Here is a 26,873-nt window from a genome sequence, read left to right on the forward strand (position 1 = left end):
ATAGACTGAGGAACTAAAAATGCTAAGTCAAATAACCTACAATCAAGCCTGTAAAAACTTTGAGCAAATTTACGATGAAGTTATCTCCACCCGCGAACCTGTAGTTGTTAGTCGGGAAGGCTCCGAAAGCGTATCCGTTATTCCTACAGATGAGCTAAATAGAATGATTGAAACCATTTATTTGTTCCAGTCCCATGAGAATGCCATACGTCTCCTAGATGCTCTACAACGTGCCAAAAAACGGACGAATAAACCTCAAACTCTAGATGAGTTACGTAAAAATTTTGGACTAATTGAGGAAGTATAAAAAATTTATGTCTGAGAATACAGAATCAGAAAATATTCCTCAATCAGAATCGACTCAAGAGGAAAATTCAAAACGGGATCTGGTTTTCGATCTTAGATTTCTGGAAGACCTTACATTCTGGGTAGACACAAATAGAAAAACTGCTCTACGCTTATTATCTATTATCGAAGAAATTAGGCGCAATCCTTTTGAAGGAACTGGAAAACCAGAACGATTGAAGTATCAAGATGCAAACGTATGGTCGCGCCGACTAACTCAAACTGATCGTATTGTTTACCTTGTTAGTCAAGATAGAATTGAGTTTTTACAGGCTCGATATCACTATAGCGATCGTTAATAACCTCTGTGAATAAAGCATTAACTAGATGATGGAATAATAAAGAGTATGTTAGGATTAAACTAAACTCGCATATCTGAAGGCTTTATGTCTGACATTACCATAGACGATATCAAACTTAAACAACTGCTAAAAAGTGCCATTGTTGAACTGATCCAAGAAAGAAAAGAAATTGTTTACGACTTATTAGCAGAAATAATTGAAGATATTGGCTTAGAAAAAGCAATCCAAGAATGTGAAAATACCGAGCCAGTCAGCCGCGAAGCAATTTTCAAGATTCTAGGACGAAAAGAATGAATGTTGAATTGCAAAGTATTTACGGAAAGTAACGATAAAATTCCCGGCGATGTAGAACGCGCATCACTTCTATAACATCTCCGTTAACCTCTATTCCCATACGGTAATCGCCGATACGAATGCGATAGCGACCATTGTAACCTCGCATGGCTTTAATATTAGGAATCTCCTCCAAAGTGTTCATGGCTTCTAGAGTTGTAAAGGCAAGTTCGTAGATTCGTTGGTATGATGTCGAACTCTTCAATTGCTTCAGGTCTTTTAGAAAAGCCTCACGGTATTGAACTTCCAAGATAATTACTCCTCAAGATAAGCTAATGCTTCCGCTCTATTTAGCAATGTTGTATTCACAGCTTCATCCATCGCTTTGTTCAGGCAATAATCTTCTACCGCTTCAGCCAAAATTTCCTCAGAAACTTCTCCAGTAGGTAACAGTTGTCGCCATAAATCAATCGGAATCACTACTCCGATCGCCTCGCCGTCTTGGTTGGTAAGATATTCAATATTTATCATGCCTATTTTCCTCAAACCTGAATTTATCTCGACTCCTGCCTCTGAGTGTATCATCCGAAATTAAATCCTCTGCGTTGGCGTAGCCCCCGTAGGGCGGGCTTCGCTAACGGGCGGCCAAACTCCCCCCATCAACCCTTAACGCAAACCACCTGCTTCAAAGTCGCCACCACTTCCACCAAATCCGACTGCTGACTCATTACCTCCTCAATCGACTTATAAGCCCCCGGAATTTCATCTAAAAATCCCTCATCTTTCCGACACTCAACCCCCTCAGTCTGCCGCACAAAATCATCGAGAGTGAATACATTCTTCGCTTTAGTGCGAGACATCAACCGCCCCGCGCCGTGACTGCAACTACAGTAACTTTCAACATTTCCCTTGCCTTTAACAATAAAAGACTTCGCCCCCATCGAACCTGGAATAATGCCGTAATCCTCAACTTGCGCGCGCACAGCACCCTTGCGAGTAACATACACATCCTCACCAAAATGCACCTCTTTTTCCGCATAATTGTGGTGACAATTCACCTGTAATAGCGGCTTAGTAACTTTGCCACCGGCGAGATGCTTTTCCACAATTTTCTTAAACCGATTCATCATAATATCGCGGTTAAAACTCGCATAATCCTGCGCCCACTGCAAATCGTGCCAATAAGCCGCAAACTCCGGCGTACCTGCCACAAAATAAGCTAAATCTTTGTCAGCCAAACTAATTTCTGCCAGTTTAGCTAAATCTTTTGCAGTCTCGATGTGTTGTTGGGCCAGCAGATTACCGATACCACGAGAACCAGAGTGCAGCATCAGCCAAACGGAGTTTTCCGTGTCAACGCAAACCTCAATAAAATGATTGCCGCCGCCGAGGGAACCTAACTGTTTTAAAGCTTTATTATCTTGGTGCTGCACTCCTTGATGCAGTTCCTTGAAATCGCTCCATTTTTGCCAGTTAGTGACAGATTTTTCGACTTCTTTGTTTTCAGCAAATCCGACGGGGATTGCGGCTTCGATGTCGAGGCGAATTTGTTTGAGTTTACCTTCTAATTTGTTGGCATTAAATGGCATTTTTACAGCCATGATCCCGCAACCAATATCAACGCCCACAGCGGCCGGAATAATTGCTTCTTTTGTGGCAATTACTGAACCGACTAAAGCTCCTTTTCCTAAGTGTACGTCGGGCATTAGGGCGACGTGTTTGAATACAAAGGGCAAAGATGCTACGTTGGCGGCCATCTTGGTTTCTTTTTCGCCCAGGGCGTGATTTGCCCAGGATAATACTGGTTTTGGGGTGGATATTTCTAATTTTTCGTAGGGCATTTTTGTTTAAATTTATTTGGCTCTATCCGTGTATGTAGTATATTTGTAACACAAGTATCGGCTAACGTCAATAGCCCGATCGCCAGAAACGGCATTTTTCACCAAAAAACTTAGTTCAAACCTTGAATCTGGGTTAAGAAACCCGGTTGCTGAGAGTCGGAAAGTTCGATCGTTCGGACTTCAGTCATGAAATATCAGCCGTAATCGCTAAGGTGCTGGCGCGGCGCACTCTACAAGCTCAACCGACAGCGCACTACAAACTACTTAAAGGCGGTTATGTGTCGATCGCAAATACCACTTGTTTGAGCACATCCAACCGCGAACAGTTCCAGTAATCGATGTGCGAAACGATTAAACCGTCGCTGTTAACCTTCAGTTCGCTCCTACCGGCGATCGCCATTTTGGGTTTCCAAGGTAGCGGCGCAATCCAACTCAGAGTCCAGCGAGTTTCGATAGTATCTCCAGACTGAGAAATATCGTGCAAATCGAGTTTAATCTGTTGAAAAAAAGTCCCCATAAACCCGATCATTTTTCGGTAGCGCTCGACTCCAGTAAATCGATTCACTGGGTCTTCAAAATAAACATCTTTTGCGTAAATGTTGTAACTCTGATTTTCAGGAAATCTGCGGTAGTCATCTTTGAGAATTTCCAGAATATTCATTATTATTAATTATAGGCCTTAAATTACTATAATATAATCATACCAAAAAATAGGGTTTCCCATCCGGGCCTCCCAGGATTCCCCAAGTTTTTAGAACAGGGTATAAATTCCCGTCTTAAAAACCTTGTCCTCAACTGTCAACTCTCAACTCTCAACAGCACAACTATGATCGACCTCTACACTTTTACCACACCTAACGGCCGCAAAGTCTCGATCATGCTCGAAGAAATAGGTTTACCCTACAACGTGCACGTCATAGACATCAGCAAAAACGACCAATTTAGCCCAGAATTCATCGCCATCAACCCCAACAGTAAAATACCCGCAATAGTCGATCGGGATAACGGCATCACCGTCTTCGAGTCCGGTGCAATCCTGATCTATCTAGCAGAAAAAAGCGGCAAATTTCTACCCACCGACAAAGAAAAATACTTTCAAGTTATGGAGTGGCTGATGTTTCAAATGGCCAGCGTCGGGCCCATGTTCGGTCAACTCAACCACTTCAAACGCTATGCACCCGAACAAATTCCCTATGCAATTCAACGCTACGAAAAAGAAACCTTGCGGATCTACGGAGTATTAGACACTCAACTAGCAAAACACGAATACATCTGCGGCGAATATTCAATCGCCGATATGGCGACTTATCCCTGGGTAGCTATTTACGAATTTCAAGGATTAACTCTCGACAACCACCCGCACCTCAAACGTTGGGTAGAAACCTTGCAGAAGCGTCCCGCCGTTGAGCGCGGCATGGCTGTTCCATCTATACAAAAATAGGACTTTTTTGTGGCGGGCACGCGAGCCCACCCCACAAGTAATTTTATGCTTTTGGGCGGGCACGCGAACCCACCCAACCATAAAATTCACTCTTTGTGGAACGGGCTTCTAGCCCGTTCAAAAAATCTTTAAAACCTAATCAGCAAAGTGCTGAATAATCGCCTCCGCAAACTCAGAACACTTCAACTCAGGCACCGGCGGCTCCATCAACCTCGCCAAATCGTAGGTAACTTCACCATTAGAAATTGCCGCGCCCAAACCCTTCTTAATCAAATCTGCGGCTTCCTGCCATCCCATATATTCTAACATCATCACTCCCGACAAAATCAGGGAACCGGGATTGACTTTATCCAAACCAGCGTGTTTCGGTGCAGTGCCGTGAGTTGCCTCAAAAACAGCACATTCATCACCAATATTCGCGCCGGGGCCCATGCCCAATCCGCCGACAATGGCAGCAGCAGCATCGGACAAATAATCGCCGTTCAAATTCATCGTCGCCAAAATCGAATATTCGCCCGGTCGAGTTTGAATTTGTTGGAAAATACTGTCAGCAATGCGGTCATTGACCATGATTTTTTCCTTCCATTGCCCGCTGCCGTGACTTTCCCAAATTGCCGACAGAACATCGGCAACTTCTTTACAAATTACGGCTTGTTTTTCGGGAGTCAAAGCATCGTAGCCCGGATCTATTTGGCGGGCATTGTCTTCTAAGCTAATGTCGGGATTGCGTTCTTTGTTGCTGAGAATCCAAGACTCTCTTTCTGTCACACACTCAGTGCGATATTCGGTGGTTGCTAACTCGTAACCCCAATCTCGGAAGGCTCCTTCGGTGTATTTCATGATGTTGCCTTTGTGCACCAATGTTACTTGCTGCTTTTCTTTCGGCAACCGCAAAGCGTGGGTCATTGCCCGCCGCACTAAGCGTTGAGAACCGCTTTTGCTAATTGGTTTAATTCCGATTCCTGAATCGAGGCGAATTTGTTTTTTGCCGTGTTCTGGTGTGGCCGGAATTAACTCATTATTGAGATATTCAATTAGTTTGAGGCCGATTTCGCTGCCTTCCTTCCATTCAATTCCCAGGTAAATATCTTCTGTATTTTCCCGGTAAATAATTACGTCTAGCAGTTCGGGAGTTTTGTGCAATGATGGGGTTCCATCGTAATATTTGCAGGGCCGCACGCAGGCGTAGAGGTCAAAGATTTGCCGCAATGCTACGTTGAGCGATCGAATTCCGCCACCGATTGGGGTTGTCAGAGGCCCTTTGATGGCGACTCCGTACTCTTTGATGGCGTCTAGGGAATCTTGGGGCAAATATTGGTAAGTACCGTAGACATCGCAGGCTTCGTCACCTACATAAATCTTGAACCAGTTAATTTTTCGCTGGCCGCCGTAAGCCTGTTCTACTGCGGCATCCATGACTTTCTGCGATGCTGGCCACAAGTCTACGCCCGTACCGTCGCCGCGTATGAAGGGGATAATTGGGTCGTTGGGGACGATCGGCAAACCGTCTTTGAAGGTAATTTTAGAACCAGTGGTCGGGGCTACAATCTTTTCGTACATATCTTAATAGTGCGGATACCAATGTTCCCTATTTTGCCACGATTATACCAGAAGGAAGAAGGAAGAGGGAAGAAGGAAGAGGGAAGAGGGAAGAGGGAAGAGGGAAGAAGGAAGAGGGAAGAAAAAAGCATAAGCTATCGGCTGCCTATTACTGTGCTAATCTGGCGATCGCAAATTTAAAACTAAATTTAAAACTAAATTTAAAAAAAGTAGCAAAGATAGCAGAAGTTTCTCTCAAGTATGCCCATCTATCTTTCAGCGCTACTGTTCGGGACATCGTTGAAGCAAGTCACAATGATGATTGTTTTTTAACCGCAGATGACAGCAGATGAACACAGATAAACGCAGATAATTTTGAGGATATCTTTATTTGCGATATTTTTCCTTCTGCATATTTTTCTTGACAACCCACAAAATAAATCCGATGACAACAATCACCACAACTATTTTGGAAACAGGAGCAAGATATTCATCTACACGTTCATAATTTTCCGCTAGTTTATATCCGGCCAAGGTTAGAAAACTTACCCATAGAATAGTCCCGCCTGTTGAGTATGCCAGAAAGGGAATTAAAGGCATATTGTTGATGCCTGCGGGCAGGGAAATCAGGGTGCGGACTCCCGGTACGAGGCGACACAAAAATACGGCTTTGTTGCCGTGTCTGGTAAACCATCTATTTGCTTTGTCAATATCGGCGCCGGATACTGCGATCCATTTGCCGTATTTGTCGGCTAAATCTCTCAAGCGTTCTTCGCTCAATAATTTACCCGCATAGTACCAGGGAAGTGCTCCTAAAACTGTGCCAATTACTCCAGCAGCGATCGCCGGTGCCAACTGCATATCGCCCTTGGATGCGGTGAATCCTGCCAGGGGCATAATCAATTCTGAGGGGATGGGCGGGAACAGGTTTTCTAAGAACATCAACAGTCCAATGCCCAGATAGCCCATTGACTGCATTGTGTTAGTTATCCATTCAACCATTTTGATTTAATAATTGGTAATAGGTACAGAAGAAGGAAGAAGGAAGAAGGAAGAAGGAAGAAGGAAGAAGGCCCTTCGGCTTCGCTCAGGGTGAAAAGAAGGAAGAAGGAAGAAGGAAGAAGAAGGAAGAAGAAGGAAGAAGGAAGGAATGCTCGTTCCAAGGCTTTGCTTGGGAACGCATATATAGAGGCTCTGCCTCGCAGGGCGAACCAGGGAGGCAGAGCCTCGGTCTATTCATTCCTAGGCAGAGCCTAGGAACGATAAGATATGATTAAGTTCCCGAAGTCCAGGAGTTGGTGTACTCAATTTGCTCGGCTGTCAAGGTATCAATGAAAATACCCATTGCTTCCAATTTGAGACGCGCAATTTCCTTGTCAACATCAACAGGAATTGAATGAATTCCTGCTTCTAACTTGCCTTTGTTTTTGACTAGATATTCAGTGGCTAAAGCTTGGTTGGCGAAGCTCATATCCATGACGGCGCTGGGGTGTCCTTCGGCTGCTGCCAAGTTGATCAAACGGCCTTCGCCCAAGACAATAACCGACTTGCCATTATTGAGGCGGTATTCTTGGGTGAAAGAGCGAACTGTTTTCACACCGGTGCTTTTTGCGCCGAGGGATTTGAGGTCGATTTCAATGTCAAAGTGACCGGAATTGCAAACCATTGCGCCGTCTTTCATGGTGTCGAAATGTTCGGCACGAATGACGTGTTTGTTGCCGGTAACAGTGATGAAGATATCACCGACTGTGGCTGCTTCGTCCATCGGCATGACGCGGAAACCGTCCATCACTGCTTCGATCGCCCGAATCGGATCGATTTCGGTGACAATTACGTTAGCGCCCATTCCGCGGGCGCGCAGTGCCGTGCCTTTGCCGCACCAACCGTAACCTGCAACCACAATATTTTTGCCGGCTAACAAAATGTTGGTAGCGCGGATAATTCCGTCTAGGGTAGATTGACCGGTGCCGTAGCGGTTGTCGAAGAAGTGCTTGGTGTCTGCGTCGTTGACGTTCATGGCGGGGAAAGTCAGCACGCCGTCTTTCAACATCGCCCGCAAGCGCACGATGCCGGTGGTGGTTTCTTCGGTGGTTCCGATCAAGTCGGCAATTTGGTTCGGGCGGTGCTGAATCAGGGCTGCTACTACGTCGCTGCCGTCGTCGATGATAATGTTGGGGCGGTGGTCGAGGGCTGTGTTAACGTGCCGTTCGTAGGTAGCTGCGTCTTCTCCTCTGAGGGCGAAGACGGAAATGCCGTAGTCTTCAACTAAGCAAGCTGCTACGTCATCTTGGGTGCTCAAGGGGTTGCTAGCGATGAGTACAGCGTCTGCACCGCCCATTTTCAGGGCGATCGCCAAATGGGCTGTTTCTGTGGTTACGTGGCAGCAAGCTGAAATACGGATGCCTGCGAAGGGCTTTTCTTTAGCGAAGCGTTCTTGAATTTGGCGCAATACTGGCATTTCGCGGCCGGCCCACTCGATGCGTTGCTTTCCCAACGGGGCGAGGGACAAGTCTTTTACTTCGTGTTTAATCTTGACGGATGTAGCTACCATGTATGTTATTTCCCAGAAATTATCAAGCCTTGTTAGTTTTAGCAGATTTACCTATCTGCGGGCAAGTGCTGCGATTTTAGTCGATCGCGAAAAGGCGGTGCTAATCTTAAATTTTGATTGTGTGCGATCGACCAATTTGCGATATCAGCACCGGGGAGTAACCCACACAGCCAGAGTCAGTCGATTTGAGATTTTAGATTTGAGATTAACTCCACAGATGAATCTGGAATCTTCAACTTTGGTCTCAAACCTTACTTTCGGGCGGACTGAATCTTTTTTATTAAGTAAATCCACCTAACTAAACGTCAAATACGGATCGCGATCAAGCTTGCTGTGTATGTCTTCTTCCTTCTTCCTTCTTCCTTCTTCCTTCTACTTATTGGCGCGGCGTTCTTGAATTATATGAATAATCGAAGGCACAAAAGAAAGTACAATTATTACGCCAACAATCGGCAGTAAATATTTATCAACTTGATCGGGAGGAATCATCTTTCCCAGATAATAACCCAGCAGCGTTAGCCCCACCGTCCACAGAAAGCCGCCGATCAGGTTGTAAAAGATAAAAGTTTTGTATTTCATTGCCGCCACTCCCGCCACTATCGGCGCAAAAGTGCGGACAATTGGCATAAATCTCGCCAATACAACTGCTTTTTGACCGTGTTTTTCGTAGAAGTTTTCGGTTTTTTCTAAATATTCTTTTTTAAACAGCCACGAATCTTCCTTGTTAAATAAGCGACGGCCCCAACGGTGTCCGGTTGCATAGCCAACATTATCGCCAGCCACCGCGCAGACAAAACACCCAAAAATTAGCGTCCCAATATTCAGAGAGTTGGGCCCAGATGCTACAATTCCAGCAGCAAACAGCAAGCTGTCTCCCGGCAGAAAAAAACCGAACAGCAATCCCGATTCCGCGAACACAATAGCCCAAATTCCCAAATAACCGAAGGTTTTAATCAGTTGCTGCAAATCAAAATTCATTTTTTTACTTTTCCGGGAAATTAACTAATATCATGTCCGCTCGATTATCCTAACAAAAACCGATCGCGCGCGCCCCATGCAAGTCCTCCGCGTGAGAGCGGACTCCAAGACGGGCGAACCTGACGCGCGATCGGTCAATCGATCGGACATTATATAAACGGTAGATAATGGATTCTTTCGATATAGTTATCCGCTATTGCAGCCCCTCGAAGCACCGGTGCGCCGGACAAAAACTAGGGCGGCGGTGGGGATTCAAGCGGAGTGCGATCGGGCGGAGATTAAAATTCCTCAACCCGTACCGGTGAATTTATACGACTTCCACTCATCGAACAAGTCTGCATCTAATTCAGCTAGCGACGCATAGTTAAGCTGCGAGAGGGGGAGATGGGGAGAGTGGGAGATAGAAAGAGTGGGAGATAGAAAGAGTGGGAGATAGAAAGAGTGGGAGAGTGGGAGAGTGGGAGAGTGGGAGATGAGGAGAGTGGGAGATGCGAAAAATCCTCTTTCTTCCCTCTTCCTTCTTCCCTCTTCCTTCTTCCTTCTTCCTTCTTCCTTCTTAAATCAAGCAAAAGGCGAGCCGATTTCCCATCAGCGCGCCTGCAAATCCTATTCTTTTTTGTCAAACGTAATTTAGCCGATCGTTCTGATTGAAAAAATTAGGAAGCCGTCTTGCTAGCGCGGCGGCGGCGTGCTGCAACCAATCCGCCCAAACCGAGAGCCAAACCAGTCATTGTAATCGGTTCGGGAACTGCTTCTGCGCTCACGGTGAAGTCTTGGAAGTCTGCGTCGTTACGGTTACCGCGATCGTCAAAAGAGATTAGCGTGCCTTCGTTAGACAGAGAAGCTGTTCCGTCTGTGTAACTTCCGGCCGCTTGGAAGACGTTCGTTGTTTCTTTGCCTAGTGCGCTCCACAGTGACGAAGCCCCACCAAACACGGCTTGCTGGCTGCCGCCGAAGCCAGTGTTGAGGGCCGAGGTCGAGTAGACAGTGCCGTTGCCGCCGCTGTTGAGTCCCAAAGTATAAACTTGATTTGCCAGGAATGTGAAGACTGCCGAGCCTGAGCCCAAGACTGTATTGCCCAGAGATCCTTTCCATTCGTTTTCCCACTGGTTGTCTGAGGATTTAGTTTCCGAAAACAGTGTGCTAACTAGAGATGTCGCCGAGTCCTTCACGCTGTAAATTCCCAAAGAGGAAGTGTAGGCACCGTGAGACTCTTTGAAGTTAAACCTGACATCTGTATTTTGGGTGAAGGTGATACCGTTGGTACCAAAGGAGAAGGCTTGGGCTGGAGCGGAGACACCTAATAAAGCGGTGGCGGCTGCGGTAGCGGTTAGGGCGGATAAGAGTTTGGCGTTCATAATTTTTTTCTTTTGTGCGAAGGTCTTTTAATAATTTAATTATCTGATACTTTATTTGTGTTTTTTCATTTGATGTGGATTTTGACAGACTCTTTATTAAGCCTTTACAAATCCTTTATAAATGCTGTCGATCGCATCGGCAAGCGGGCGATTGCTCCCTAAAAACAAACAGAAAATAATTATCAAGATTGTGGCTATAAAGCTTGATTTTGCGGTCATTGGAGCAGGAACCTGCCCAACTGATTTGGGTCTGGTTGATCCTAATTTTTGATTTTATTCCAAGTCTAAATTTTTCACAACCAACACTTACGTATAAACACTGTCAGTTCCGCGAAATCTGACAGTTATAAAAATTTTCTATTAACCAAAAACTGGGAAGATTTGTTTTTGGGGACTTGCCTGTGGGAGTTAAATTAGTCGATCGCTCCGTTAAATTACGTACAAACTGCGATCTTTGGGTTTAGGTCTTGCGGTTGAACTACAGAGAACCCGCGCCGTGACAGATCCCAAAGATGCGATCGATAGTGGCTTTCTGCTTTCAAAATTGCCAAACAGCAGATTGTCATCAGAAATCACCATATTACAGAAACTCTTGGCAAGCCCTAATCGCGATCGATCGTCTATCGCATCAAAAAAGACCGCTGTAGCGTTCCTCAGCCCAAGGTTCGCCCCTCCGGTGGTAGCCGTTGCGTTCCCAAAAACCGAGTTGTTCGGTTTCTGTAAACTCCAGGCCGTTAATCCATTTGGCGCTTTTCCAGGCGTACAGGTGCGGAACTACCAGTCGCATCGGGCCGCCGTGGTCGGGGGATAGCGGTTCGCCGAAGACGGTGTGGGCGAAAAAGTTTTCTGATCGGAGGAAGTCGGCGATCGCAATATTAGTAGTGTAGTCGCCGTAGCAGTGTTCAACGATGTGCAGGGCTTTGGGATCGACTTCTACATAGTTCATAAAATCCGTGACTTTGACTCCCGTCCACTGCACGTCGAGTTTTGACCAGTGGGTGACGCAGTGAAAATCCGCAGTAAAGTTAGTTTGGGGCATGGCCTGGAAGTCTGACCAAGTGAAGGTTTTTGGTTTTGCCAATCCCCAGACTTTAAATTCCCAAGTCTCAATGCTGACGGAGGGTGTATCGCCATAAGTCAGAACGGGAAAGCCGTTGGCGAGGTATTGACCGGGGGGGACGCGATCGCTATTGTCTGATTCTGGCTTGCGAAAAAATTTGCCCTGCATTTATTCAAGCTCTACAGTAAATGACTGCAATCCTCAGTATAACTTAGGGAGAACTACAAACAACAATTTTACCCGTGGGTAATTTACCGCTTTTTACCGAACTTGCAATGCTTGACTGTTGCGCGTTTTCGTCGCCAAAATAATGCTGAGGAACATTTGCGAATTATTGAAAAATTGCTGCCGCGAGTGGAATTTGCGATCGCCTTTGGGGTAAGGAAAGCAGCATTTAGTAAATCGTGCAGGATAACAGAAGTGCGATCGCACTCGATAGACTGAGTTTTGCGAAAAATTCCGTCTGAGAGCTATGATATAAAAGTCAGAGAGAAGCTGGTATTGATTATGCTACGCACATTTGAGGCTCTACTGAAAGGAAAGCTGTTAGAGTGGACGAACGATGCTCCGCAACAGAGCGATCGCCCGCTGAAAGTTTATGTGACTTTGTTAGAGGAAAAATCTAGTATAAGTGCAGAATGTCGCCGTCAAAAAATAGTTGAAATCTTGGAAAAGCTGGCGGCGAGTCAGGCTTTTGAAGAAGTCACAAATCCGGTTGCATGGCAGCGAGAGATGCGTCAAGATCGTCCGCTTCCTGGTAGGGATGAATGATGCTACTTGATAGTAACATTATTATCTACGCTTCTCAACCGGAACACGCCCAGATTCGGCAGTTTATTAGCGAGATCGAAATAACAGTATCCGCAGTTAGTTATGTTGAAGTGCTTGGCTACCACAGACTAACTGAAGAGTCTCGCCTACACTTTGAGGAATTTTTTGGGGTGGTTGAGGTTTTACCTATTTCCCAAGCTGTACTCGATCGCGCTGTCACACTGCGACAAATGAGGAGGATGACACTTGGCGATGCTATTATTGCAGCAACCGCTTTGCTGTACGGTTTGACTTTAGTGACGCGAAATATAGAGGATTTTCAATGGATTGCTGAACTGACGCTGATTAACCCGTTTGAGGCTGAATTAGGCAGTTAAGGTCGATCGCACTTTGGGAAGAAAAAACCATCGCACTTCCAGCCAAAATCAGTATATATTAGAGTTAGAGCTAAAAAATACCAATAAAAAGTCTATGCCGACTTATAATGAGGTACTAACTCAAGTTCAACGCCTCGCCCTGTCTGACCAACTCCGATTATTAGAGGAATTGAGAAAGATCATTCATCAGGAGGTTGAAGTTGAAGGCGATGATGAGGTGGTTTCAGTCCAAGAAATAGCGGAAAGTCAAGCAGCATTGGCAGATTATTTCGCGGGGCGCGATCGGGGAATATCTTCAAAAGAACTTAAGTTGTGACTCAGATTGGTTCTCGTGGTGATGTCTATAAATAAGGCCGATCGCACTTTGGGAAGATAAGGGCGATCGCATATTTATTGACTGCTTTTTACGTGATGTTCCACATAAGAGCGCAGCACGGCATTCATTAGAGATTGATAACCTTTTCCTTGACTTTTAAACCAATCTAATACATCGCTATCAACTCTTAAAGAAATAGCTTGTTTTGTGAGGGGTTTTACCAGTTTAGCTTGTTCCCAAAAACTCGCATCTAACTCAGGAATATCAGAGGTATCGATCGCAGATTCTGGAATATTTTCTAATTCTTCAAGTCGTTTGGGCGAGATAGTCATAGTAGGTATTTTTTTCTTGATGAGTGGCTTTTCTTGCAGAGATGATGCGGATACACTCCATTTCTTTCAGTATGCGCTACAGTGACGATAACGACACCTTGTATGGCACCAATACTGATTTCTCGGATTTCTCCGTAGTCGAAACGCTCATCAATGGCATTAAAAACGATTCCGTCAAAGATTTCTTGAGCTTCTTCAAAGCTAATGCCATGTTTTTTGAGATTTTGGGCGTTTTTATTTTCATCCCATTCAAACTGCATAGTGTATATACAAAACGTATCTACTTATAATATAGCATAACCAGATCGCGCTTTGGGAAGAAAAGGGCGATCGCCTGAGCAAGATTCACTCAAGCCCGGTATAATTTATTAAAACTCCCAGATACTAGGAGATTAAGATGCAAGTCAAAGACATGACAGTTGAGCAACTGCGGGACTTAATTCGGCATACCGTTGAACAGTGTTTAGAAGAATATTTTGGCGATCCTGATTCTGGTTTAAAAGTTAAGGAAGAAGTCAAGCTGAAATTGTTGGATTCAATCAAGGTAAAACAAGCCGGAGAAAGTAGCATCGAACCTGGGGAAGTTTATCAAAAACTTGGCATGAAATCGTAATGAGCTATTCGGTTGATTTGACAGCAGAAGCTCAGGTTAACCAAGAAAGATTGACTCCGGCGGTGCGGGAACGTATAGGTAATAAAATCAATTGGTTGGCTGAAAATTTTGAACAAATTACTCCTATGCCTTTGTCCGCTAATCTGGCAGGTTTCTTTAAGTTAAGAGTGGGTGATTATCGCGTAATTTATACTTTTAATGAGGAGTTAAGGGTTATTAGTGTTCACCAGATTGGACACCGGAGAGAAATTTATGATTAAGTTAAGGGCGATCGCACTTTGGGAAGAAACGGGCGATCGCACGAGCGAAATTTCTGACTATCTGGTATAATCAGGCAGGTAGCTCTAATAATTTTCAATAGCTATGAACTATGAAAACTCAAGAACTTCGCCAGAAGCTTAAGCAATCGATAGATCGCTTATCTCCTGAACGGCTGCTCGTTGTGGCTGATTTTTTAGCTTATTTAGCAGAACGTGAAAGCAATGAAGCTACGGTGGAATTATTGAAAATTCCAGGTTTTGTGGAAGCTTTTAATAAAGCCAGAAGAGATGTAGCAGCAGGTAAGGTGACGACCGTTGAGCAACTCAAACGAAAATATTGATGAAAATCTGAATTTTTATTCAGTGGTTCTTAGCTTTGATGCTCAGGAGTTTTTTGAAGAAGCATCAGCTTCTTTACAACGCAAGCTAGATCGATGTTTTGAAATGTTGAAAACTGACCCTCGCAGTCATCCAAATATTAAGCAACTCAAAGGCGAATTAGCTGGATATTATCGCTATCGCGTTGGAGATTATCGGGTTGTTTATGACATTGATGAGGAGCAAAAACGGGTGGTTGTGACTATTATCGCTCATCGTCGTGAAGTGTATTAGGGGGCACTTTGGGAAGATCAGGGATCTCGCACTTTACCAAATCGACTCAAGACTCAGCACAAATCCGGGAAGAACATCTTCACCTGATAAAGTAGCAGGCGACGACAGCACTTCAACTTCTGCGCCCTGACGATAAATTTCAACTTGTCGAGACTTGCGGTTAATTAACCAACCCAAACGCGCACCATTGTCTCGGTACTCTTTCATCTTATCCTGAGTTTCTTTCAAGCTATCGCTCGGAGACATTAACTCGACTACAAAATCAGGACAAATGGGGGGAAATTTCTTTTTTTGTTCGGAAGTCAGAGCATTCCAGCGTTCTAATGTTACCCATGCAGCGTCAGGCGCTCTATTTGCACCATTAGGAAGTTTAAAACCACCCGATGAATCAAACACTTTACCCAGTTTATTTTGCTCGTTCCAAATCCAAACCTGTGCAGTTAATCCTGCATTGCTGTTGCTAGTCTCTCCTCCTGCTGGTGACATGATAATTAATTCTCCTTTCGCTGTTCGTTCCAGTCTAATATTCTCATTTTCCTGACAAAGTTGAAAAAACTGTTCGTCTGTCAGCTTAACGATAGGGTTGAGGTTGAGGGTGAGGGTACTCATAGCGGTATTTTATAGCGGGCTAAACGACCTTTATTAAGGATGGTAGCATATCAAGTAAGTCTTGAGGGCGATTTTCTATCTAATCAAAATAGAGCGAGCGGTTTGGGCCGATCGCACTTTGGGAAGAAAAGGGCGTACTTTGGGAAGAAACGGGCGATCGCGCTTCCCTAGCTCCTAAATTGCTATAATAACAATCAGCCAAAAAATCTTAATGCAGAGTCTATGTCTACTTACAGCACGGTACTGACTCAGGTTCTAAAACTTGCACCAGATGAGCAACTGCGACTCATCTCTGAATTGTTTGCACATATTCGTCAACGAATGATTCTATCACCCAAGCGCAGTATTTTAGAATTGGAAGGTTTGGGTAAGGAAATTTGGAATGGGATTGATGCTCAAGAATATGTGAATCAGGAACGAGATTCATGGAATGGATAGCTCAGCTACAAGGACAAGTTGTTGGATTGGATACTGCGCCGCTGATTTACTTCATTGAGCAAAATCCTACCTATTTGGAAATGATGAGGTTTTTCTTTAGAGCCTTCGATCGCGGTGAGTTTAGAATAGTGACATCAACAGTAACACTCGTAGAAGTTCTAGTCTATCCGCTGCGACAGAGAAACACAATCCTGGCTCAAGAATATCGTGAAGTCCTGCTTAATCAAGAAAGTTTGACTGTTGTTGAAGTGACTCCAGATATTGCTGAAATAGCGGCACAACTTCGAGCTACTTACAATTTGCGATCGCCAGACGCTATTCAAATGGCTACAGCGATCCATGAGGGTGCTTCGTTTTTCTTGACAAATGACGCGCGATTGCCATTTTTGCCGGGGTTACAAGTGTTAGTGTTGGAGAATTTGAGAAGTTGAGGGATGATTGTTGGAGTAGAAAAGGGCGATCGCGCTTTGGGAAGAAAAGGGCGCACTTTGGAAAGATAAGGGCGATCGCACTTTGGGATATAAGGGCGATTTATTTACTCATCATCATACTTAGACAACCACATTGCGATGAGAATTCCTGCTATTCCACCGGCAGAAAAACCTATGGTTAATGGAACATTTAGAAAGCCGGCTACAGCAACTCCAATTCCCATAGCCGATCCTCCTGACTGAAGAACTGCATCTACAAATTTTCTCCTAATAATTGCTTTTTGTTTTTTATTAAGAATAGCTCGATTTTTTATACTTTTAGTTAACATACCTAGGAGCGCAATAGTAGCTTCTCTAGATACTCGATCTACGATGGCTGTAAAAAGATTTCCCAGCCATTGCTTCCCGTCAGGTGTGGTTTTACTTGTATTATCTATTGCAACTACTGGAATCCGGTATGACATCTTACCATTATTTATCTCCTCTGCTATTAATTTTCGGATAATTTGTGTTTTTTTGGTCAATTTTGTTTGATATTCCGAGGCTTTAACGTTATTGGCAAAAGTAAAAACAATCACAGCATATTGCCAAACTATAGGTCCCAAAGCCTCTGAAATAATCTTAATCGATCGCCTATCGTTTTCCGGTCTCGTTTCATCAAGCCTGCTAACATATAACATAGAGTCAGGATATGGAACTTTAGAACGGATGAGGTTTATATAAGCTTGCTCGTTTCCACTTCCATCACATAGACCAGGAGTGTCAAAAACAGTAGCTTTAATTTCATTTATTTCAAAATTAAATCCAACAACATCTGCTGTTTCTGACTCATAATCATTAACTTTAGATACTTCTTTACCTACCAATGAGTTGACAGTGCTAGATTTCCCCCATCCTGTGCGACCTACTACAAAGAATACCAGCCGTTTTTTTGTATTATTAGCCAGCATTCTTTCAATAGCTTGAACAAAATTTCTGCCGATTTCGTCAGTCATGATACTTATTGAATTTAATAATAAAGTTAAGAATTGTTTTCCTGTAGAGTAACTACAGTCATTAAAGTATATTGTATGACTAAATATAAGCCCGATCAGTCAGAAATGTCGGGACTTTCCCCGACAACCCGATCGCAAATGTCGGAATTATGTCGGAATTATGTCGGAATTATGTCGGAAATGTCGGAAATGTCGGAAATGTCGGATATAATATGACAAATCCCAGCACACGACTGACCTATGGACATCGCCGAAGTCTTGAAACTCGCAGACGAACTAATCTTCGCCAAGACGGGAGAACATATAGACTATCTGCAAAAGGCTATCCTCGAAGGGACATTCCAAGGTCGAACATACCCACAAATTGCTGACGCGACTCATTCCAGTGAAGGTCATACTAGGGATATCGGTTCGGAATTATGGCAAATACTTTCAGAGGGATTCGGAAAAGAGATTACTAAAAGAAATTTTCGATCGATTTTAGAAAAAGCGAAATTTGATAACTTTTCATCAGCTATCGGTAGAGTAGGTAGAGATTATGTAGCGATTAATAACGTCAATATTTGTCAAGAAAAAGCGAGAAGTCCCACACCTCCCCAAAACCCCCAACAAACCCCAACTCAACCCCACATCGACTTAGGTGACGCACCCGAAATCTTCACCTTTTTCGATCGCACCCATCAACTTTCCACCCTCGAAAACTGGATAACACAGCAACGCACACGCCTCATCGCACTCCTCGGAATCAGCGGAATCGGCAAAACAACCCTCTCCCTCGGCCTCATCAACCAAATCAAAACCGGCTTCGATTACATCATCTATCGCAGCCTCCGCTTTTCCCCAACCCTAGACGCAACCCTCACCAACCTGCTGCAAATCTTTCCCCAACCAACAGAAACTCCCCAAAACACAGACACCAAAATTTCCCAACTCCTCAACCACCTACGCAACTATAGGTGTCTGATAGTCCTCGATGACGTGCAAATGCTTTTTTGCAGCGGACAACCCCCAGGAGAATACAAATCTGACTGTGAAGATTATCAGTTATTATTTAAACTAATTGCCGAAGTTTGTCATCAGAGTTGTTTGATGTTAAATAGTTCCGAAAAACCTAGAGAAATTGTCCGATTAGAAAAAGAATATCATCCCGTTCGCTCCTTTGAATTGGGAAGTTTAGGAATAGCAGCTAAAGAAATTTTGAACTCACAAAAGTTATCCGATCGGGAAACATGGGAAACATTGATTGATATTTATCAAGGAAATCCCCTGTGGTTGGAGTTGACTGCAACGCTGATTCAAGAATTGTTTGGGGGGAGAGTTTCTGAGTTTTTGCAGTGCGAGATGCCGATTTTAGATGAAGGGCTGCAATCTCAGTTATCTCAACAATTTCAGCGCTTGACTCAGCCGGAGTTGGCTGTGGTGACTCACTTTGCTAATCTAGCTGAACCCGTTGCTGTGTCGTATTTTTTCAATAAAATAGCGTTGTCGCCGGCTGAGTTAGTCAATGCAGTGCGATCGCTCAGAAGTCGGTTTTTATTGGATGCAGTGGAAGAGGAAAAGATAACTTTGTTTAGTTTGAATCCCGTGTTGAGACACTACGTGCAAAGTCGGTATGTTTCTAATTGATGTCAAATTAGGTTGATAAACGCGAGCTTCGTAAGCTGTTCTACATTTAAATTGTGTGTCAAAAATCAATAAAATGCTTGTGGGATGGGCATCTTGCCCGTCCCGAATATGCAATTTAAATGCTCAACAGCTTAGGGAAACGGCAGTGTCCATTGGTGTAAACTTAAGTTTGAAATCTTTTGTATTTCTAGTTTATAGCCCAATACGGTTTACTTACCGTTGATGATATTCGGCAGCTAGTAAGTTGGCTGGCAATTGTTCACTATCCAATAAACTTGTAATCAAACGATATCTAATTTCTGCTATTTGGTCGTTTAAGTTTTCAATTGTGTACTCGATCACTCTGATTTGTATGGGTTCAAATCATTTTTTTTTGATTGGCATGGCTGGCGCAGGTTCCATTGATTTTGTCAATATAAAACACTTCAAAAACTTTTTGAAAAAGTGCTGCTACTGTACCTCATAAACCTGGAATACGCTGTATTTTGCAGGATTTGCTGGCTAATTTCTCTTTACCAATCGTAATTGTGCAGCATATGCCGCCAGTTTTTACGAAGCGTTTGACCGATCGCCTGACCGAAAAGTGCAAGATTAGAGTGGAGGAAGCTGTGACGGGAGGTATTCTGGAAGCGGGAGTGGTTGGGATTGCGCCGGGAGATTACCCTATGGTACTGGAAAAACAGGGTTTTGAAGTGCGAATTTGCACGCATCAAGAGGCGCGGGAAAACTCTTGTCGCCAGGGGGTTGATGTGTTGTTTCGATCGACTGCTAAGATTTATGGTGCTGGGGTTTTGGGTGTGGTGTTGACTGGAATGCGGCAGACGGGCTGCACGGTTGTCAAAATATTCGGGAGGCTGGGGGTAAGATTATTGTTCAAGATGAGGCTAGCAGCGTTGTCTGGGGGATGCCGGGAAGTGTGGTTAATTCTGGTTTTGCCGATCGAGTGGTATCCTTACAAGACATAGCAGCCGAAATTATCGATCGAGTTATTAGTCATTAGTCATTAGTTATTAGTTATTAGTTATTAGTTATTAGTCTACCAATAACTGATAACAAACAACCAGCAATGAATGCCCAATGCCCAATCCCTCCGCTTCGCTTCGCCCAATGCCCAATGCCCAATGCCCAATGCCCAATGCCCAATGCCCCATTCCCCATTCCCAATTCCCTATTAACAATGTCTCGACCAACATTATATATTGCCATCACCAATCACGGATTCGGCCACGCTGTCCGAACTTCCTCTGTAGCTGCAAAAATTCAAGAATTAAATCCAGATATTTTACTAATTATCACCACAACAGCACCTCGCTGGCTGCTAGAATCTTACATTACTGGCGACTTTATCCTTCGTCCCCGCGCTTTTGATGTGGGAGTCGTGCAAGCTGATAGTTTGCATATGGACAAAGAAGCGACACTGGAAAAGTTGCGGGAAATTCGGAACAACCAAAATTCGATAATTGCGGGCGAAGTTAATTTTATCAAGCAAAATCGGGTGGGTTTGGTGTTGGCAGATATTCCTCCTTTGGCTGCGCGAATGGCGGCATCTGCTGGGGTTCCTTGCTGGATGATGAGCAATTTTGGCTGGGATTTTATCTATCGAGATTGGGGCGGAGAGTTTGTAGAAATGGCAGATTGGATTGGCGAATGTTTCGGAAAGTGCGATCGGCTTTTTCGCCTGCCTTTGCACGAACCGATGCCAGCTTTCCCGAATATTCAAGATGTCGGCTTGACAGGCGGCAATCCTCGCTACAGTAACGATGAAATTCGGGAAGTATTCGGCATTAAATCACCGCTGGAAAAAACTGTATTGCTGACTTTTGGCGGCTTGGGTTTAGAAGCAATTCCTTATCAAAATTTACAGTTATTTAGCGATTGGCAATTTATCACTTTTGATGGGGGAGCTCCCGATTTGCCGAATTTGATTAGAGTAAAAAATCAGGAGTTTGCAGAATCTTTCCCAATTTTACCGCGCCCGGTGGATCTGATGCCTGTCTGCGGGCGCTTGGTTTCTAAACCGGGATACAGCACTTTTTCGGAAGCTTTGCGCTTGGAAATACCTGTTGTTTCTATTATGAGAGAAGGTTTTGCGGAAGCTGAGGTGTTGTTGGAGTGGCTGAAAAATTATGCGGAACATCAAGTGGTGACGGCGGCGGAGTTTTTTGAGGGGGATTGGGAGTTTTTGCGACAGCCGCTGCATCCGCCGCGTTTGTCGGATAAGTTGGATAAAAATGGTACTGAGGCGATCGCCCAAGCTGTTGTAGACTATTTTAAAGATCGGGATTAGGATGATGCTGATTTATGATCTCAAATCCCAATGGATAAATCTTTGATTGATTCCACCGCAGATTAACGCAGATTAACGCAGATATTTTCCTGAGCGGAAAGCGATTGAATGCAATGCAAGTCTAATTTTGTCTAAAATCTAAAATCTAAAATCGAATGCTTCATCACCAACAAATACTCAGAATTCAAACTACAGGGAAGTCTCTGTGCAACATCACTCCTAAGATAGAAGATGCGGTGGCGAATTCGGGTATTGAAACAGGACTTTGTAGCTTGTTTTTGCGCCATACTTCTGCTAGCTTGGTGATTCAAGAAAATGCTGACCCGGATGTACTTAAGGATTTGGCTAACTTTTTGGCTAAACTTGTACCGGAGGGCGCGAGTTACATTCACGATGCGGAAGGCCCAGACGATATGCCGGCGCACATTCGCACTGCGCTAACTCATACTTCCGAACAAATCCCGATCGCGCGCGGTAGATTATTGTTAGGAACTTGGCAAGGAATTTATCTCTGGGAACACCGCCAGCGCGGCCACATTCGCGAATTAGTCGTTCACGTCAGCGGCGTTTGATCGGAATTTGCACCTCGCTGATTTTAGTGGCTTCAGCCGTCATCGGGGAATTGTAAAAAAAGCGGCGCGGCGGCCCGACTATTTCGTATTCGGGATGTTCTTGAAGCCAATCTTTGAGTTTCTGGAGGTTATTTTCGTAACTTTCCCAAGTGTAGGCCCCGCGCGCGCCAATACTGACAACTGTCATCGGTGAAGTATCCGTGACTTCCACAGCAGAGTTAACGCTGCTGGGGGCGATGTTTGGTGCGGGATACAGGAAGGAAACTTCTGCAACCGGAACTTTATCGATTTGCTCGGAAGTTTCTGTGTAGCGCGCTTCTACTGGCGTTGTCATCGCAATTTGATTGTTGCTGATGTGTTCAAATAAGGGATTGAAGGCGATTCCTGTAGCTTGTCGCAAATCGCCTGCGTGGGTGTAGGTGACAGCGCGGTACTGAGGATATTGCTTAACTTCTATGACGCCAATCTGTGCCGGCTCAGGGAATCCACTAGGTAATGTCATTTAGATTTTAGATTTTAGATACTTAGGCTTTGCTCAGTACAAGTTTGAGATTTTAGATTTGAAACTAAATAATGAGGCAATACTTACTCTGCAAGGGTTTGCTAGTTACTTGCCGTTGCGTTTGTTTGGGCAACTGCTATAAATAGGCTGAGATTGTTTGCAGCCGATCGCTCTAGTGGCACAACCATTTTAGCAGTTATTCAGGGCGCTGCTAACTGGCGATCGCCTAGAATTAGTTGAGAGATTTCTGACTTAACCTCGTAATAATACGGACGGCGCTAAGTAAGCAGAGAAACATCAATCTAGTTGTCCTTAAAAAATTAGCGTTTTTTAGGGGTGTCTGCTATTTATGTCGGAAAATATTCGGCTGTGCCGATCGATCGAGCTGTGCATTTTCAGTTATAGCCACGGCGATCGCGCTCAGCAACGCCGTTCAATTATATCGCTTTCAGGGAATGACACATGAAAAAGATTCTAGTGATTGAAGACGATCGAGTAATTCGGGAGAATATTCTCAAACTCCTCAAAGCCGAAGGTTTCGACGTGACGGGTGCAGAAAATGGGGCGCTGGGTTTAAACGCCGCGGTGTCAAGTCTTCCCGACGTGATTCTTTGCGATGTGATGATGCCGGAACTTGACGGGTACGGGGTGCTGGTGGCCTTGCGATCGCATCCTGTTACTGCTACAGTACCTTTTGTTTTTCTGACCGGTAAAGCCGATCGCTCTGAAGTGCGGCAAGGCATGGAATTGGGAGCAGATGATTACCTAACTAAACCTTTTACTAAAGCTGAGCTTGTGGGCGCGATATCCAGCCGCTTGAAAAAACAAGCCGCTTTTGTCGAACAGCAGCATAATTTTCGATCGCAAAGCAACGAATTGCTGCAAGAAGCCGCCGATAAATTAGATCAGATCAAAACAAGTTTGTGCGATGCTCTGGAACGAGAAGAATTCCAAGTTTACTATCAGCCGCAGGTCAATGTCCAGACTGGAAAAATCATGAGTGCAGAAGCTTTGGTGCGCTGGCTGCATCCAGAAAAAGGGCTGATTTCGCCCGCCGAATTTATTCCAGATGCCGAAGAAACTGGCTTCATTATACAATTGGGCGAGTGGGTTTTGCAGACAGCTTGCAGACAAATACAGGTTTGGCAAAATGCGGGTTTTTCCTTGCAGCAGGTAGCGGTGAATCTGTCGCCTCGCCAATTTCACCAACCGGAACTCAGCAGCAGAGTTGCTGAAATTTTAGCAGATATTGGTTTGGCACCGAGCAGTTTGGAATTAGAGCTAACCGAAAGTTTGATGGTGGAGGATGCCGAAAGTGCGATCGCGACTTTGCAACAATTGAAAGATTTGGGAGTTTCTATCTCTATTGACGATTTCGGCACGGGCTATTCTTCTTTAAGCTATCTGACGCAATATCCCTTTGATGTTTTAAAGATCGATCGCTGTTTTATCAGCAACATTACCGACGGTTCGACAAATGCAGCGATTGTCAAAGCTATTATTGAAATGGCGCACAGTCTCTGTCTTGAGGTAATTGCCGAAGGAGTTGAAACTGAAGCAGAAAAAGATTTTCTTTGGCGCTACGAATGTGATGCGATGCAAGGATATTTGTTCAGTCCTCCTGTGCCTGCTGCGGATTTTGAAAAGTTGCTGGAGGCCGGCAAATAGAGGATGGGTGAAGGCAATATTTGTCCGACAATCAAGTGCGAGCGGGGTGGAATATGGTTTTATACTCCAGCAGTAAAGTTGACTCACTAAAATCAAGCAATAAAAAAAATAAGGATGTTTACATAGCTGTTCAATTAACTCTAATAATAGTGTTTTTAGCTATTATATCCCAATACAGTTCACTTAACAATTTTTATTCCCCGGATATCCCCCTCGCATCCCCCAAAAGCAAGGGGGACTTTAAGAGCTTTCTTGTCCCCCCCTTGGTTCGGGGTGTGCCAGGGATATCTGTCTTAAGTGAACCGTATTGGGACTGCCCCTACAACGGATTAATAATTTGTAACTAATGCTTCGAGTTGGTCGATCGCCGGTAATTCCAAGTCTTTGAACAAAACTGTACTGAGGTAGCGTTCGCCAAAAGAAGGCTGCACAAAAACTATCAATTTCCCAGCATTTTCGGGACGCTTGCCAACTTGAATTGCACCAAACAATGCTGCACCGGCAGAAATTCCTGACAACAATCCTTCTTCTCTGGCTAGGCGGCGGCTGTAGCCGATCGCATCTTCGTCGCTAACTCCAATCACCTCATCAATTAACTCCACTCGCAGCACTTCCGGGATAAATCCTGCACCAATCCCTTGAATTTTGTGAGCGCCAGACCTACCTCCAGAAAGCACCGGGCTGCTGGCGGGTTCAACTGCGATCGCCCTAAAACTCGGTTTCCGCTGTTTAATTGCCTCAGCAATTCCCGTAATTGTGCCGCCGGTGCCAACTCCAGCCACTAAAAAATCTACTTTACCGTCAGTATCGGCCCAAATTTCCTCCGCTGTGGTTTCCCGGTGAATTTTGGGATTAGCGGGGTTCTCGAACTGTTGCAGCATGAAAGCATCGGGGGTTTCTTCGGCAATTTCTTGGGCACGGGCGATCGCACTTAACATCCCTTCATGTCCAGGCGTCAACTCCAACTCAGCACCGTAAGCTTTCAGCATCAATCGGCGTTCTAAACTCATCGTATCCGGCATAGTTAAAATCAAACTGTAGCCCTTCGCCGCCGCAATCATTGCCAAAGCAATTCCAGTATTTCCCGAAGTCGGTTCAACTAAAATAGTTTTTCCCGGTTGAATTAACCCCGCATCTTCTGCCTCCTGAATCATGCTCGCCGCAATCCGATCTTTCACCGAAGCCGCCGGATTCATCCCTTCCAATTTCACTAAAATTGTAGCAACCACTCCCTCAGATTGAGGAATTTTATTGAGTTGAACCAAAGGAGTTCTACCAATTATTTCCGTAACATCTCTAGCAATTTTCATGGTTTAATTTTTCTCCGTTTAAATGCTGATTTAAATTGAATAAGCAGGGAAAGTCATCGCGTGTTTGGGCTTGACGTAAACCTCCTGCTCTCGCTTTAGCTGTAGATTGTCAAAACGATCGCGACTGACGTAAGCAGTCACCGTCTGACCCGATTCTAACAATAACTCGGTTTGAATTTCTCGCCCTAAATGAATGATGCGGCTGACTTTTGCTAATGCAAAACCTGACTCCGGCTTAGTTTTAATTTCCACGTCGTGGGGGCGCAAAAACACTACTTCAGAATGAGCAGCTCCATTATTTTTAGCCGTTGTACCGTTGCTCGCGAACAAACCCGCAGTATTCGGCAGCACATTGACCGGCCCAATAAAACTCATCACAAATGCTGTTGCTGGTTTGTCGTAAATTTCTGCCGGAGTGCCGACTTGTTCGACTCTACCTTTGTTCATCACCACAATTTCATCGGCAACTTCCATCGCTTCTTCTTGGTCGTGAGTCACAAAAACTGTAGTGATATTAACTTCTTTGTGAAGGTTGTGCAGCCACGATCGCAATTCTTTGCGAACTTTAGCATCTAATGCTCCAAAAGGTTCATCTAGCAGCAGCACTTTCGGTTGGACTGCCAGAGCCCTTGCTAAAGCAACCCGCTGACGCTGGCCGCCGGAAAGTTGCGAAGGATAGCGATCGCCCAAACCTTTCAACTGCACTAAATCCAACAGTTCATCAACCCGTTTGCTAATTGAGTCTTTAGGAGCTTTGCGAATTTCCATCGCAAAAGCAATATTTTTCCGAATAGTCATGTGTTTGAACAAAGCATAGTGCTGAAACACAAAACCGATATGCCGTTCCTGCACCGACTGCTGAGTAGCATCCTCGCCGATCAGGTAAATGTGACCGCTGTCGGGCGGTTCGAGTCCCGCAATCATCCTCAGCAGAGTCGATTTCCCGGAACCGGAAGGCCCCAACAGCGCGACTAGAGAGCCGCTTTTGATTTCCAAATTCACGTTGTCAATGGCGTGAAAGGAGCCAAAGTGTTTTGATACGTTCTGAACTGTAATGCTCATGATTTTGTGTACCTATTTTAGAAGTTGAGGATGTTAACTCCGAATACCTGATCGATTTACAGGAGTATACAATAATTTAGGGGTTTTGCAGCAAATAATTTTTTGTTAATTTTTGAGATAAAATTAACTGCGGTTATTTGATAAAAGTTAAGTAGTATGGCGTATTTTACGGGAATAAAGGGTGCGTCGCGGCTGGGGAGGTTTTTGAGCCGATCGCCCGGATTGACGCTCAGAAACTCTCAGGAGCGCGGGTTGCGGGCAAAATAGGGGGCGTGGTAACGAGAAATTTAGGCAGAAACTGGGTCGATCGGCTAAGTGGGTAAGTTTTGTGGTAAACAGATATCAACTTCTGTGAACGCTTGTAAATATCGATCGGCGATCGAACAACCATCGCCAGGATCATA

Annotated in this window: 42 protein-coding genes and 1 pseudogene; 24 read left to right on the top strand and 19 right to left on the bottom strand. The window is 44.6% G+C overall.

What is annotated here, in order from left to right:
- Positions 1-19 precede the first annotated feature (19 nt).
- From K4039_RS17080 to K4039_RS17090, 3 genes are all read left to right on the top strand, one after another.
- Positions 20-307 carry a type II toxin-antitoxin system Phd/YefM family antitoxin gene (locus K4039_RS17080; RefSeq protein WP_265236799.1) on the top strand — a complete coding sequence of 96 codons (288 nt, stop codon included), beginning with the start codon at positions 20-22 and terminating at the stop codon, positions 305-307.
- Between the two features lie 7 nt (positions 308-314).
- Positions 315-644 carry a Txe/YoeB family addiction module toxin gene (locus K4039_RS17085; RefSeq protein ID WP_265236802.1) on the top strand — a complete coding sequence of 110 codons (330 nt, stop codon included), beginning with the start codon at positions 315-317 and terminating at the stop codon, positions 642-644.
- An 87-nt stretch (positions 645-731) separates the two neighbouring features.
- Positions 732-941 (top strand): hypothetical protein, encoded by a 210-nt coding sequence (locus K4039_RS17090; protein ID WP_265236804.1) that lies wholly within the window; start codon positions 732-734, stop codon positions 939-941.
- Between the two features lie 19 nt (positions 942-960).
- Here K4039_RS17090 and K4039_RS17095 read toward each other — a convergent pair whose 3' ends face one another.
- The 4 genes from K4039_RS17095 to K4039_RS17110 form a co-directional block, all read right to left on the bottom strand.
- On the bottom strand, positions 961-1,230 hold the full coding sequence (locus tag K4039_RS17095) for a type II toxin-antitoxin system RelE/ParE family toxin (protein WP_265236806.1): 270 nt from the start codon (positions 1,228-1,230) through the stop codon (positions 961-963).
- Positions 1,231-1,235: 5 nt separating this feature from the next.
- The gene (locus K4039_RS17100) at positions 1,236-1,451 is read right to left on the bottom strand and encodes a hypothetical protein (RefSeq protein ID WP_265236808.1); all 216 of its coding nucleotides are present in this window, start codon (positions 1,449-1,451) and stop codon (positions 1,236-1,238) included.
- A 128-nt stretch (positions 1,452-1,579) separates the two neighbouring features.
- The gene (locus tag K4039_RS17105) at positions 1,580-2,761 is read right to left on the bottom strand and encodes an RtcB family protein (protein ID WP_265236810.1); all 1,182 of its coding nucleotides are present in this window, start codon (positions 2,759-2,761) and stop codon (positions 1,580-1,582) included.
- A gap of 274 nt (positions 2,762-3,035) precedes the next feature.
- Positions 3,036-3,422, bottom strand: coding sequence for a DUF2358 domain-containing protein (locus K4039_RS17110; protein WP_265236812.1), 387 nt, complete (start codon positions 3,420-3,422; stop codon positions 3,036-3,038).
- Positions 3,423-3,587: 165 nt separating this feature from the next.
- On the opposite strand from K4039_RS17110, the gene K4039_RS17115 reads away from it, so the two are divergent.
- Positions 3,588-4,202, top strand: coding sequence for a glutathione S-transferase N-terminal domain-containing protein (locus K4039_RS17115; protein ID WP_265236814.1), 615 nt, complete (start codon positions 3,588-3,590; stop codon positions 4,200-4,202).
- A 135-nt stretch (positions 4,203-4,337) separates the two neighbouring features.
- Here the strand turns inward: K4039_RS17115 and K4039_RS17120 are convergent, their stop codons facing one another.
- A complete protein-coding gene (locus K4039_RS17120; protein ID WP_265236815.1) occupies positions 4,338-5,762 on the bottom strand; it encodes an NADP-dependent isocitrate dehydrogenase in 1,425 nt (474 codons plus the stop codon).
- A 33-nt stretch (positions 5,763-5,795) separates the two neighbouring features.
- Between K4039_RS17120 and K4039_RS17125 the strand changes: the two genes are divergently transcribed.
- Complete coding sequence (locus tag K4039_RS17125; protein WP_265236818.1) at positions 5,796-5,942, top strand: hypothetical protein; 147 nt, start codon at positions 5,796-5,798, stop codon at positions 5,940-5,942.
- A 186-nt stretch (positions 5,943-6,128) separates the two neighbouring features.
- Here K4039_RS17125 and K4039_RS17130 read toward each other — a convergent pair whose 3' ends face one another.
- Positions 6,129-6,743 carry a DedA family protein gene (locus tag K4039_RS17130; RefSeq protein ID WP_265236820.1) on the bottom strand — a complete coding sequence of 205 codons (615 nt, stop codon included), beginning with the start codon at positions 6,741-6,743 and terminating at the stop codon, positions 6,129-6,131.
- 90 nt (positions 6,744-6,833) lie between these two features.
- Here K4039_RS17130 and K4039_RS17135 point away from each other — a divergent pair, with 90 nt between their 5' ends.
- Positions 6,834-6,998: a hypothetical protein gene (locus K4039_RS17135; RefSeq protein ID WP_265236822.1), complete on the top strand. Its 165-nt coding sequence runs from the start codon at positions 6,834-6,836 to the stop codon at positions 6,996-6,998.
- Between the two features lie 16 nt (positions 6,999-7,014).
- On the opposite strand, the gene ahcY is transcribed toward K4039_RS17135, so the two are convergent.
- The gene (ahcY, locus tag K4039_RS17140) at positions 7,015-8,292 is read right to left on the bottom strand and encodes an adenosylhomocysteinase (RefSeq protein WP_265236824.1); all 1,278 of its coding nucleotides are present in this window, start codon (positions 8,290-8,292) and stop codon (positions 7,015-7,017) included.
- Between ahcY and K4039_RS17145 the strand changes: the two genes are divergently transcribed.
- The gene (locus K4039_RS17145; RefSeq protein ID WP_265236826.1) at positions 8,291-8,590 is read left to right on the top strand and encodes a hypothetical protein; all 300 of its coding nucleotides are present in this window, start codon (positions 8,291-8,293) and stop codon (positions 8,588-8,590) included. The two genes, ahcY and K4039_RS17145, sit on opposite strands and share 2 nt — an antisense overlap.
- Before the next feature lie 74 nt (positions 8,591-8,664).
- Here the strand turns inward: K4039_RS17145 and K4039_RS17150 are convergent, their stop codons facing one another.
- Entirely contained in the window at positions 8,665-9,270 is a 606-nt protein-coding gene (locus K4039_RS17150) for a DedA family protein (protein WP_265236828.1), read from the bottom strand.
- Positions 9,271-9,466: 196 nt separating this feature from the next.
- Here K4039_RS17150 and K4039_RS17155 point away from each other — a divergent pair, with 196 nt between their 5' ends.
- Complete coding sequence (locus K4039_RS17155) at positions 9,467-9,634, top strand: hypothetical protein (RefSeq protein ID WP_265236830.1); 168 nt, start codon at positions 9,467-9,469, stop codon at positions 9,632-9,634.
- Here the strand turns inward: K4039_RS17155 and K4039_RS17160 are convergent.
- From K4039_RS17160 to K4039_RS17170, 3 genes are all read right to left on the bottom strand, one after another.
- On the bottom strand, positions 9,621-9,893 hold the full coding sequence (locus K4039_RS17160; RefSeq protein WP_265236832.1) for a hypothetical protein: 273 nt from the start codon (positions 9,891-9,893) through the stop codon (positions 9,621-9,623). The genes K4039_RS17155 and K4039_RS17160 overlap by 14 nt on opposite strands.
- Positions 9,894-9,926: 33 nt before the next feature.
- A complete protein-coding gene (locus K4039_RS17165) occupies positions 9,927-10,628 on the bottom strand; it encodes a PEP-CTERM sorting domain-containing protein (RefSeq protein ID WP_265236834.1) in 702 nt (233 codons plus the stop codon).
- A 628-nt stretch (positions 10,629-11,256) separates the two neighbouring features.
- Positions 11,257-11,856 carry a sulfite oxidase-like oxidoreductase gene (locus K4039_RS17170; protein WP_265236836.1) on the bottom strand — a complete coding sequence of 200 codons (600 nt, stop codon included), beginning with the start codon at positions 11,854-11,856 and terminating at the stop codon, positions 11,257-11,259.
- A 111-nt stretch (positions 11,857-11,967) separates the two neighbouring features.
- Between K4039_RS17170 and K4039_RS17175 the strand changes: the two genes are divergently transcribed.
- From K4039_RS17175 to K4039_RS17190, 4 genes are all read left to right on the top strand, one after another.
- Positions 11,968-12,132: a hypothetical protein gene (locus K4039_RS17175; RefSeq protein WP_265236838.1), complete on the top strand. Its 165-nt coding sequence runs from the start codon at positions 11,968-11,970 to the stop codon at positions 12,130-12,132.
- Positions 12,133-12,195: 63 nt separating this feature from the next.
- Positions 12,196-12,459, top strand: a complete 264-nt coding sequence (locus tag K4039_RS17180; protein WP_265236840.1) for a hypothetical protein — start codon at positions 12,196-12,198, stop codon at positions 12,457-12,459.
- Positions 12,456-12,836 (top strand): type II toxin-antitoxin system VapC family toxin, encoded by a 381-nt coding sequence (locus tag K4039_RS17185; protein WP_265236842.1) that lies wholly within the window; start codon positions 12,456-12,458, stop codon positions 12,834-12,836. The genes K4039_RS17180 and K4039_RS17185 overlap by 4 nt, the downstream gene beginning before the upstream one ends.
- A 94-nt stretch (positions 12,837-12,930) precedes the next feature.
- Positions 12,931-13,152, top strand: coding sequence for a hypothetical protein (locus K4039_RS17190; protein WP_265236844.1), 222 nt, complete (start codon positions 12,931-12,933; stop codon positions 13,150-13,152).
- A 74-nt stretch (positions 13,153-13,226) separates the two neighbouring features.
- On the opposite strand, the gene K4039_RS17195 is transcribed toward K4039_RS17190, so the two are convergent.
- Together K4039_RS17195 and K4039_RS17200 are read right to left on the bottom strand one after the other, a co-directional pair.
- A complete protein-coding gene (locus tag K4039_RS17195) occupies positions 13,227-13,484 on the bottom strand; it encodes a BrnA antitoxin family protein (protein WP_265236846.1) in 258 nt (85 codons plus the stop codon).
- A complete protein-coding gene (locus tag K4039_RS17200; RefSeq protein WP_265236848.1) occupies positions 13,481-13,744 on the bottom strand; it encodes a BrnT family toxin in 264 nt (87 codons plus the stop codon). The genes K4039_RS17195 and K4039_RS17200 overlap by 4 nt, the downstream gene beginning before the upstream one ends.
- Before the next feature lie 137 nt (positions 13,745-13,881).
- Between K4039_RS17200 and K4039_RS17205 the strand changes: the two genes are divergently transcribed.
- The 4 genes from K4039_RS17205 to K4039_RS17220 all read left to right on the top strand — a co-directional run bounded on the left by K4039_RS17205 (position 13,882) and on the right by K4039_RS17220 (position 14,969).
- Complete coding sequence (locus K4039_RS17205; RefSeq protein ID WP_265236850.1) at positions 13,882-14,097, top strand: hypothetical protein; 216 nt, start codon at positions 13,882-13,884, stop codon at positions 14,095-14,097.
- Entirely contained in the window at positions 14,097-14,357 is a 261-nt protein-coding gene (locus K4039_RS17210) for a type II toxin-antitoxin system RelE/ParE family toxin (RefSeq protein ID WP_265236853.1), read from the top strand. The genes K4039_RS17205 and K4039_RS17210 overlap by 1 nt, the downstream gene beginning before the upstream one ends.
- Before the next feature lie 110 nt (positions 14,358-14,467).
- Positions 14,468-14,698 carry a hypothetical protein gene (locus K4039_RS17215; RefSeq protein WP_265236855.1) on the top strand — a complete coding sequence of 77 codons (231 nt, stop codon included), beginning with the start codon at positions 14,468-14,470 and terminating at the stop codon, positions 14,696-14,698.
- Positions 14,673-14,969, top strand: a complete 297-nt coding sequence (locus K4039_RS17220) for a type II toxin-antitoxin system RelE/ParE family toxin (protein WP_265236857.1) — start codon at positions 14,673-14,675, stop codon at positions 14,967-14,969. The genes K4039_RS17215 and K4039_RS17220 overlap by 26 nt, the downstream gene beginning before the upstream one ends.
- Positions 14,970-15,002: 33 nt before the next feature.
- Here K4039_RS17220 and K4039_RS17225 read toward each other — a convergent pair whose 3' ends face one another.
- Both K4039_RS17225 and K4039_RS17230 read right to left on the bottom strand, forming a co-directional pair.
- Positions 15,003-15,578 carry a Uma2 family endonuclease gene (locus K4039_RS17225; RefSeq protein WP_265236859.1) on the bottom strand — a complete coding sequence of 192 codons (576 nt, stop codon included), beginning with the start codon at positions 15,576-15,578 and terminating at the stop codon, positions 15,003-15,005.
- A gap of 79 nt (positions 15,579-15,657) precedes the next feature.
- A complete protein-coding gene (locus tag K4039_RS17230) occupies positions 15,658-15,780 on the bottom strand; it encodes a hypothetical protein (protein ID WP_265236861.1) in 123 nt (40 codons plus the stop codon).
- A 20-nt stretch (positions 15,781-15,800) separates the two neighbouring features.
- Between K4039_RS17230 and K4039_RS17235 the strand changes: the two genes are divergently transcribed.
- Positions 15,801-16,016 (top strand): hypothetical protein, encoded by a 216-nt coding sequence (locus K4039_RS17235; RefSeq protein WP_265236863.1) that lies wholly within the window; start codon positions 15,801-15,803, stop codon positions 16,014-16,016.
- Entirely contained in the window at positions 16,004-16,447 is a 444-nt protein-coding gene (locus K4039_RS17240; RefSeq protein WP_265236865.1) for a PIN domain-containing protein, read from the top strand. The genes K4039_RS17235 and K4039_RS17240 overlap by 13 nt, the downstream gene beginning before the upstream one ends.
- A gap of 104 nt (positions 16,448-16,551) precedes the next feature.
- Here K4039_RS17240 and K4039_RS17245 read toward each other — a convergent pair whose 3' ends face one another.
- Entirely contained in the window at positions 16,552-17,442 is an 891-nt protein-coding gene (locus K4039_RS17245; protein ID WP_265236867.1) for a GTPase, read from the bottom strand.
- Between the two features lie 75 nt (positions 17,443-17,517).
- Here K4039_RS17245 and K4039_RS17250 point away from each other — a divergent pair, with 75 nt between their 5' ends.
- The 5 genes and pseudogenes from K4039_RS17250 to K4039_RS17270 all read left to right on the top strand — a co-directional run bounded on the left by K4039_RS17250 (position 17,518) and on the right by K4039_RS17270 (position 21,927).
- Complete coding sequence (locus K4039_RS17250) at positions 17,518-17,658, top strand: hypothetical protein (RefSeq protein WP_265236869.1); 141 nt, start codon at positions 17,518-17,520, stop codon at positions 17,656-17,658.
- A 24-nt stretch (positions 17,659-17,682) separates the two neighbouring features.
- Positions 17,683-19,068, top strand: coding sequence for an AAA family ATPase (locus K4039_RS17255; RefSeq protein ID WP_265236871.1), 1,386 nt, complete (start codon positions 17,683-17,685; stop codon positions 19,066-19,068).
- Between the two features lie 536 nt (positions 19,069-19,604).
- Positions 19,605-20,068, top strand: a pseudogene (locus tag K4039_RS17260) (CheB methylesterase domain-containing protein).
- Positions 20,069-20,245: 177 nt separating this feature from the next.
- Positions 20,246-21,355 (top strand): glycosyl transferase, encoded by a 1,110-nt coding sequence (locus tag K4039_RS17265; protein WP_265236884.1) that lies wholly within the window; start codon positions 20,246-20,248, stop codon positions 21,353-21,355.
- A 155-nt stretch (positions 21,356-21,510) separates the two neighbouring features.
- A complete protein-coding gene (locus tag K4039_RS17270; protein WP_265236873.1) occupies positions 21,511-21,927 on the top strand; it encodes a secondary thiamine-phosphate synthase enzyme YjbQ in 417 nt (138 codons plus the stop codon).
- On the opposite strand, the gene K4039_RS17275 is transcribed toward K4039_RS17270, so the two are convergent.
- A complete protein-coding gene (locus K4039_RS17275; protein WP_265236875.1) occupies positions 21,914-22,429 on the bottom strand; it encodes a heme-binding protein in 516 nt (171 codons plus the stop codon). The genes K4039_RS17270 and K4039_RS17275 overlap by 14 nt on opposite strands.
- Before the next feature lie 462 nt (positions 22,430-22,891).
- Between K4039_RS17275 and K4039_RS17280 the strand changes: the two genes are divergently transcribed.
- The gene (locus K4039_RS17280; protein WP_265236877.1) at positions 22,892-24,097 is read left to right on the top strand and encodes an EAL domain-containing response regulator; all 1,206 of its coding nucleotides are present in this window, start codon (positions 22,892-22,894) and stop codon (positions 24,095-24,097) included.
- Positions 24,098-24,426: 329 nt separating this feature from the next.
- Here the strand turns inward: K4039_RS17280 and cysK are convergent, their stop codons facing one another.
- Positions 24,427-25,407, bottom strand: a complete 981-nt coding sequence (gene cysK, locus K4039_RS17285) for a cysteine synthase A (RefSeq protein WP_265236879.1) — start codon at positions 25,405-25,407, stop codon at positions 24,427-24,429.
- Between the two features lie 30 nt (positions 25,408-25,437).
- Positions 25,438-26,469, bottom strand: a complete 1,032-nt coding sequence (locus K4039_RS17290; protein ID WP_265236880.1) for a sulfate/molybdate ABC transporter ATP-binding protein — start codon at positions 26,467-26,469, stop codon at positions 25,438-25,440.
- Between the last annotated feature and the right edge of the window lie 404 nt (positions 26,470-26,873).

This window comes from Lyngbya sp. CCAP 1446/10 (assembly GCF_026130175.1).
GTDB lineage: Bacteria > Cyanobacteriota > Cyanobacteriia > Cyanobacteriales > Microcoleaceae > Microcoleus.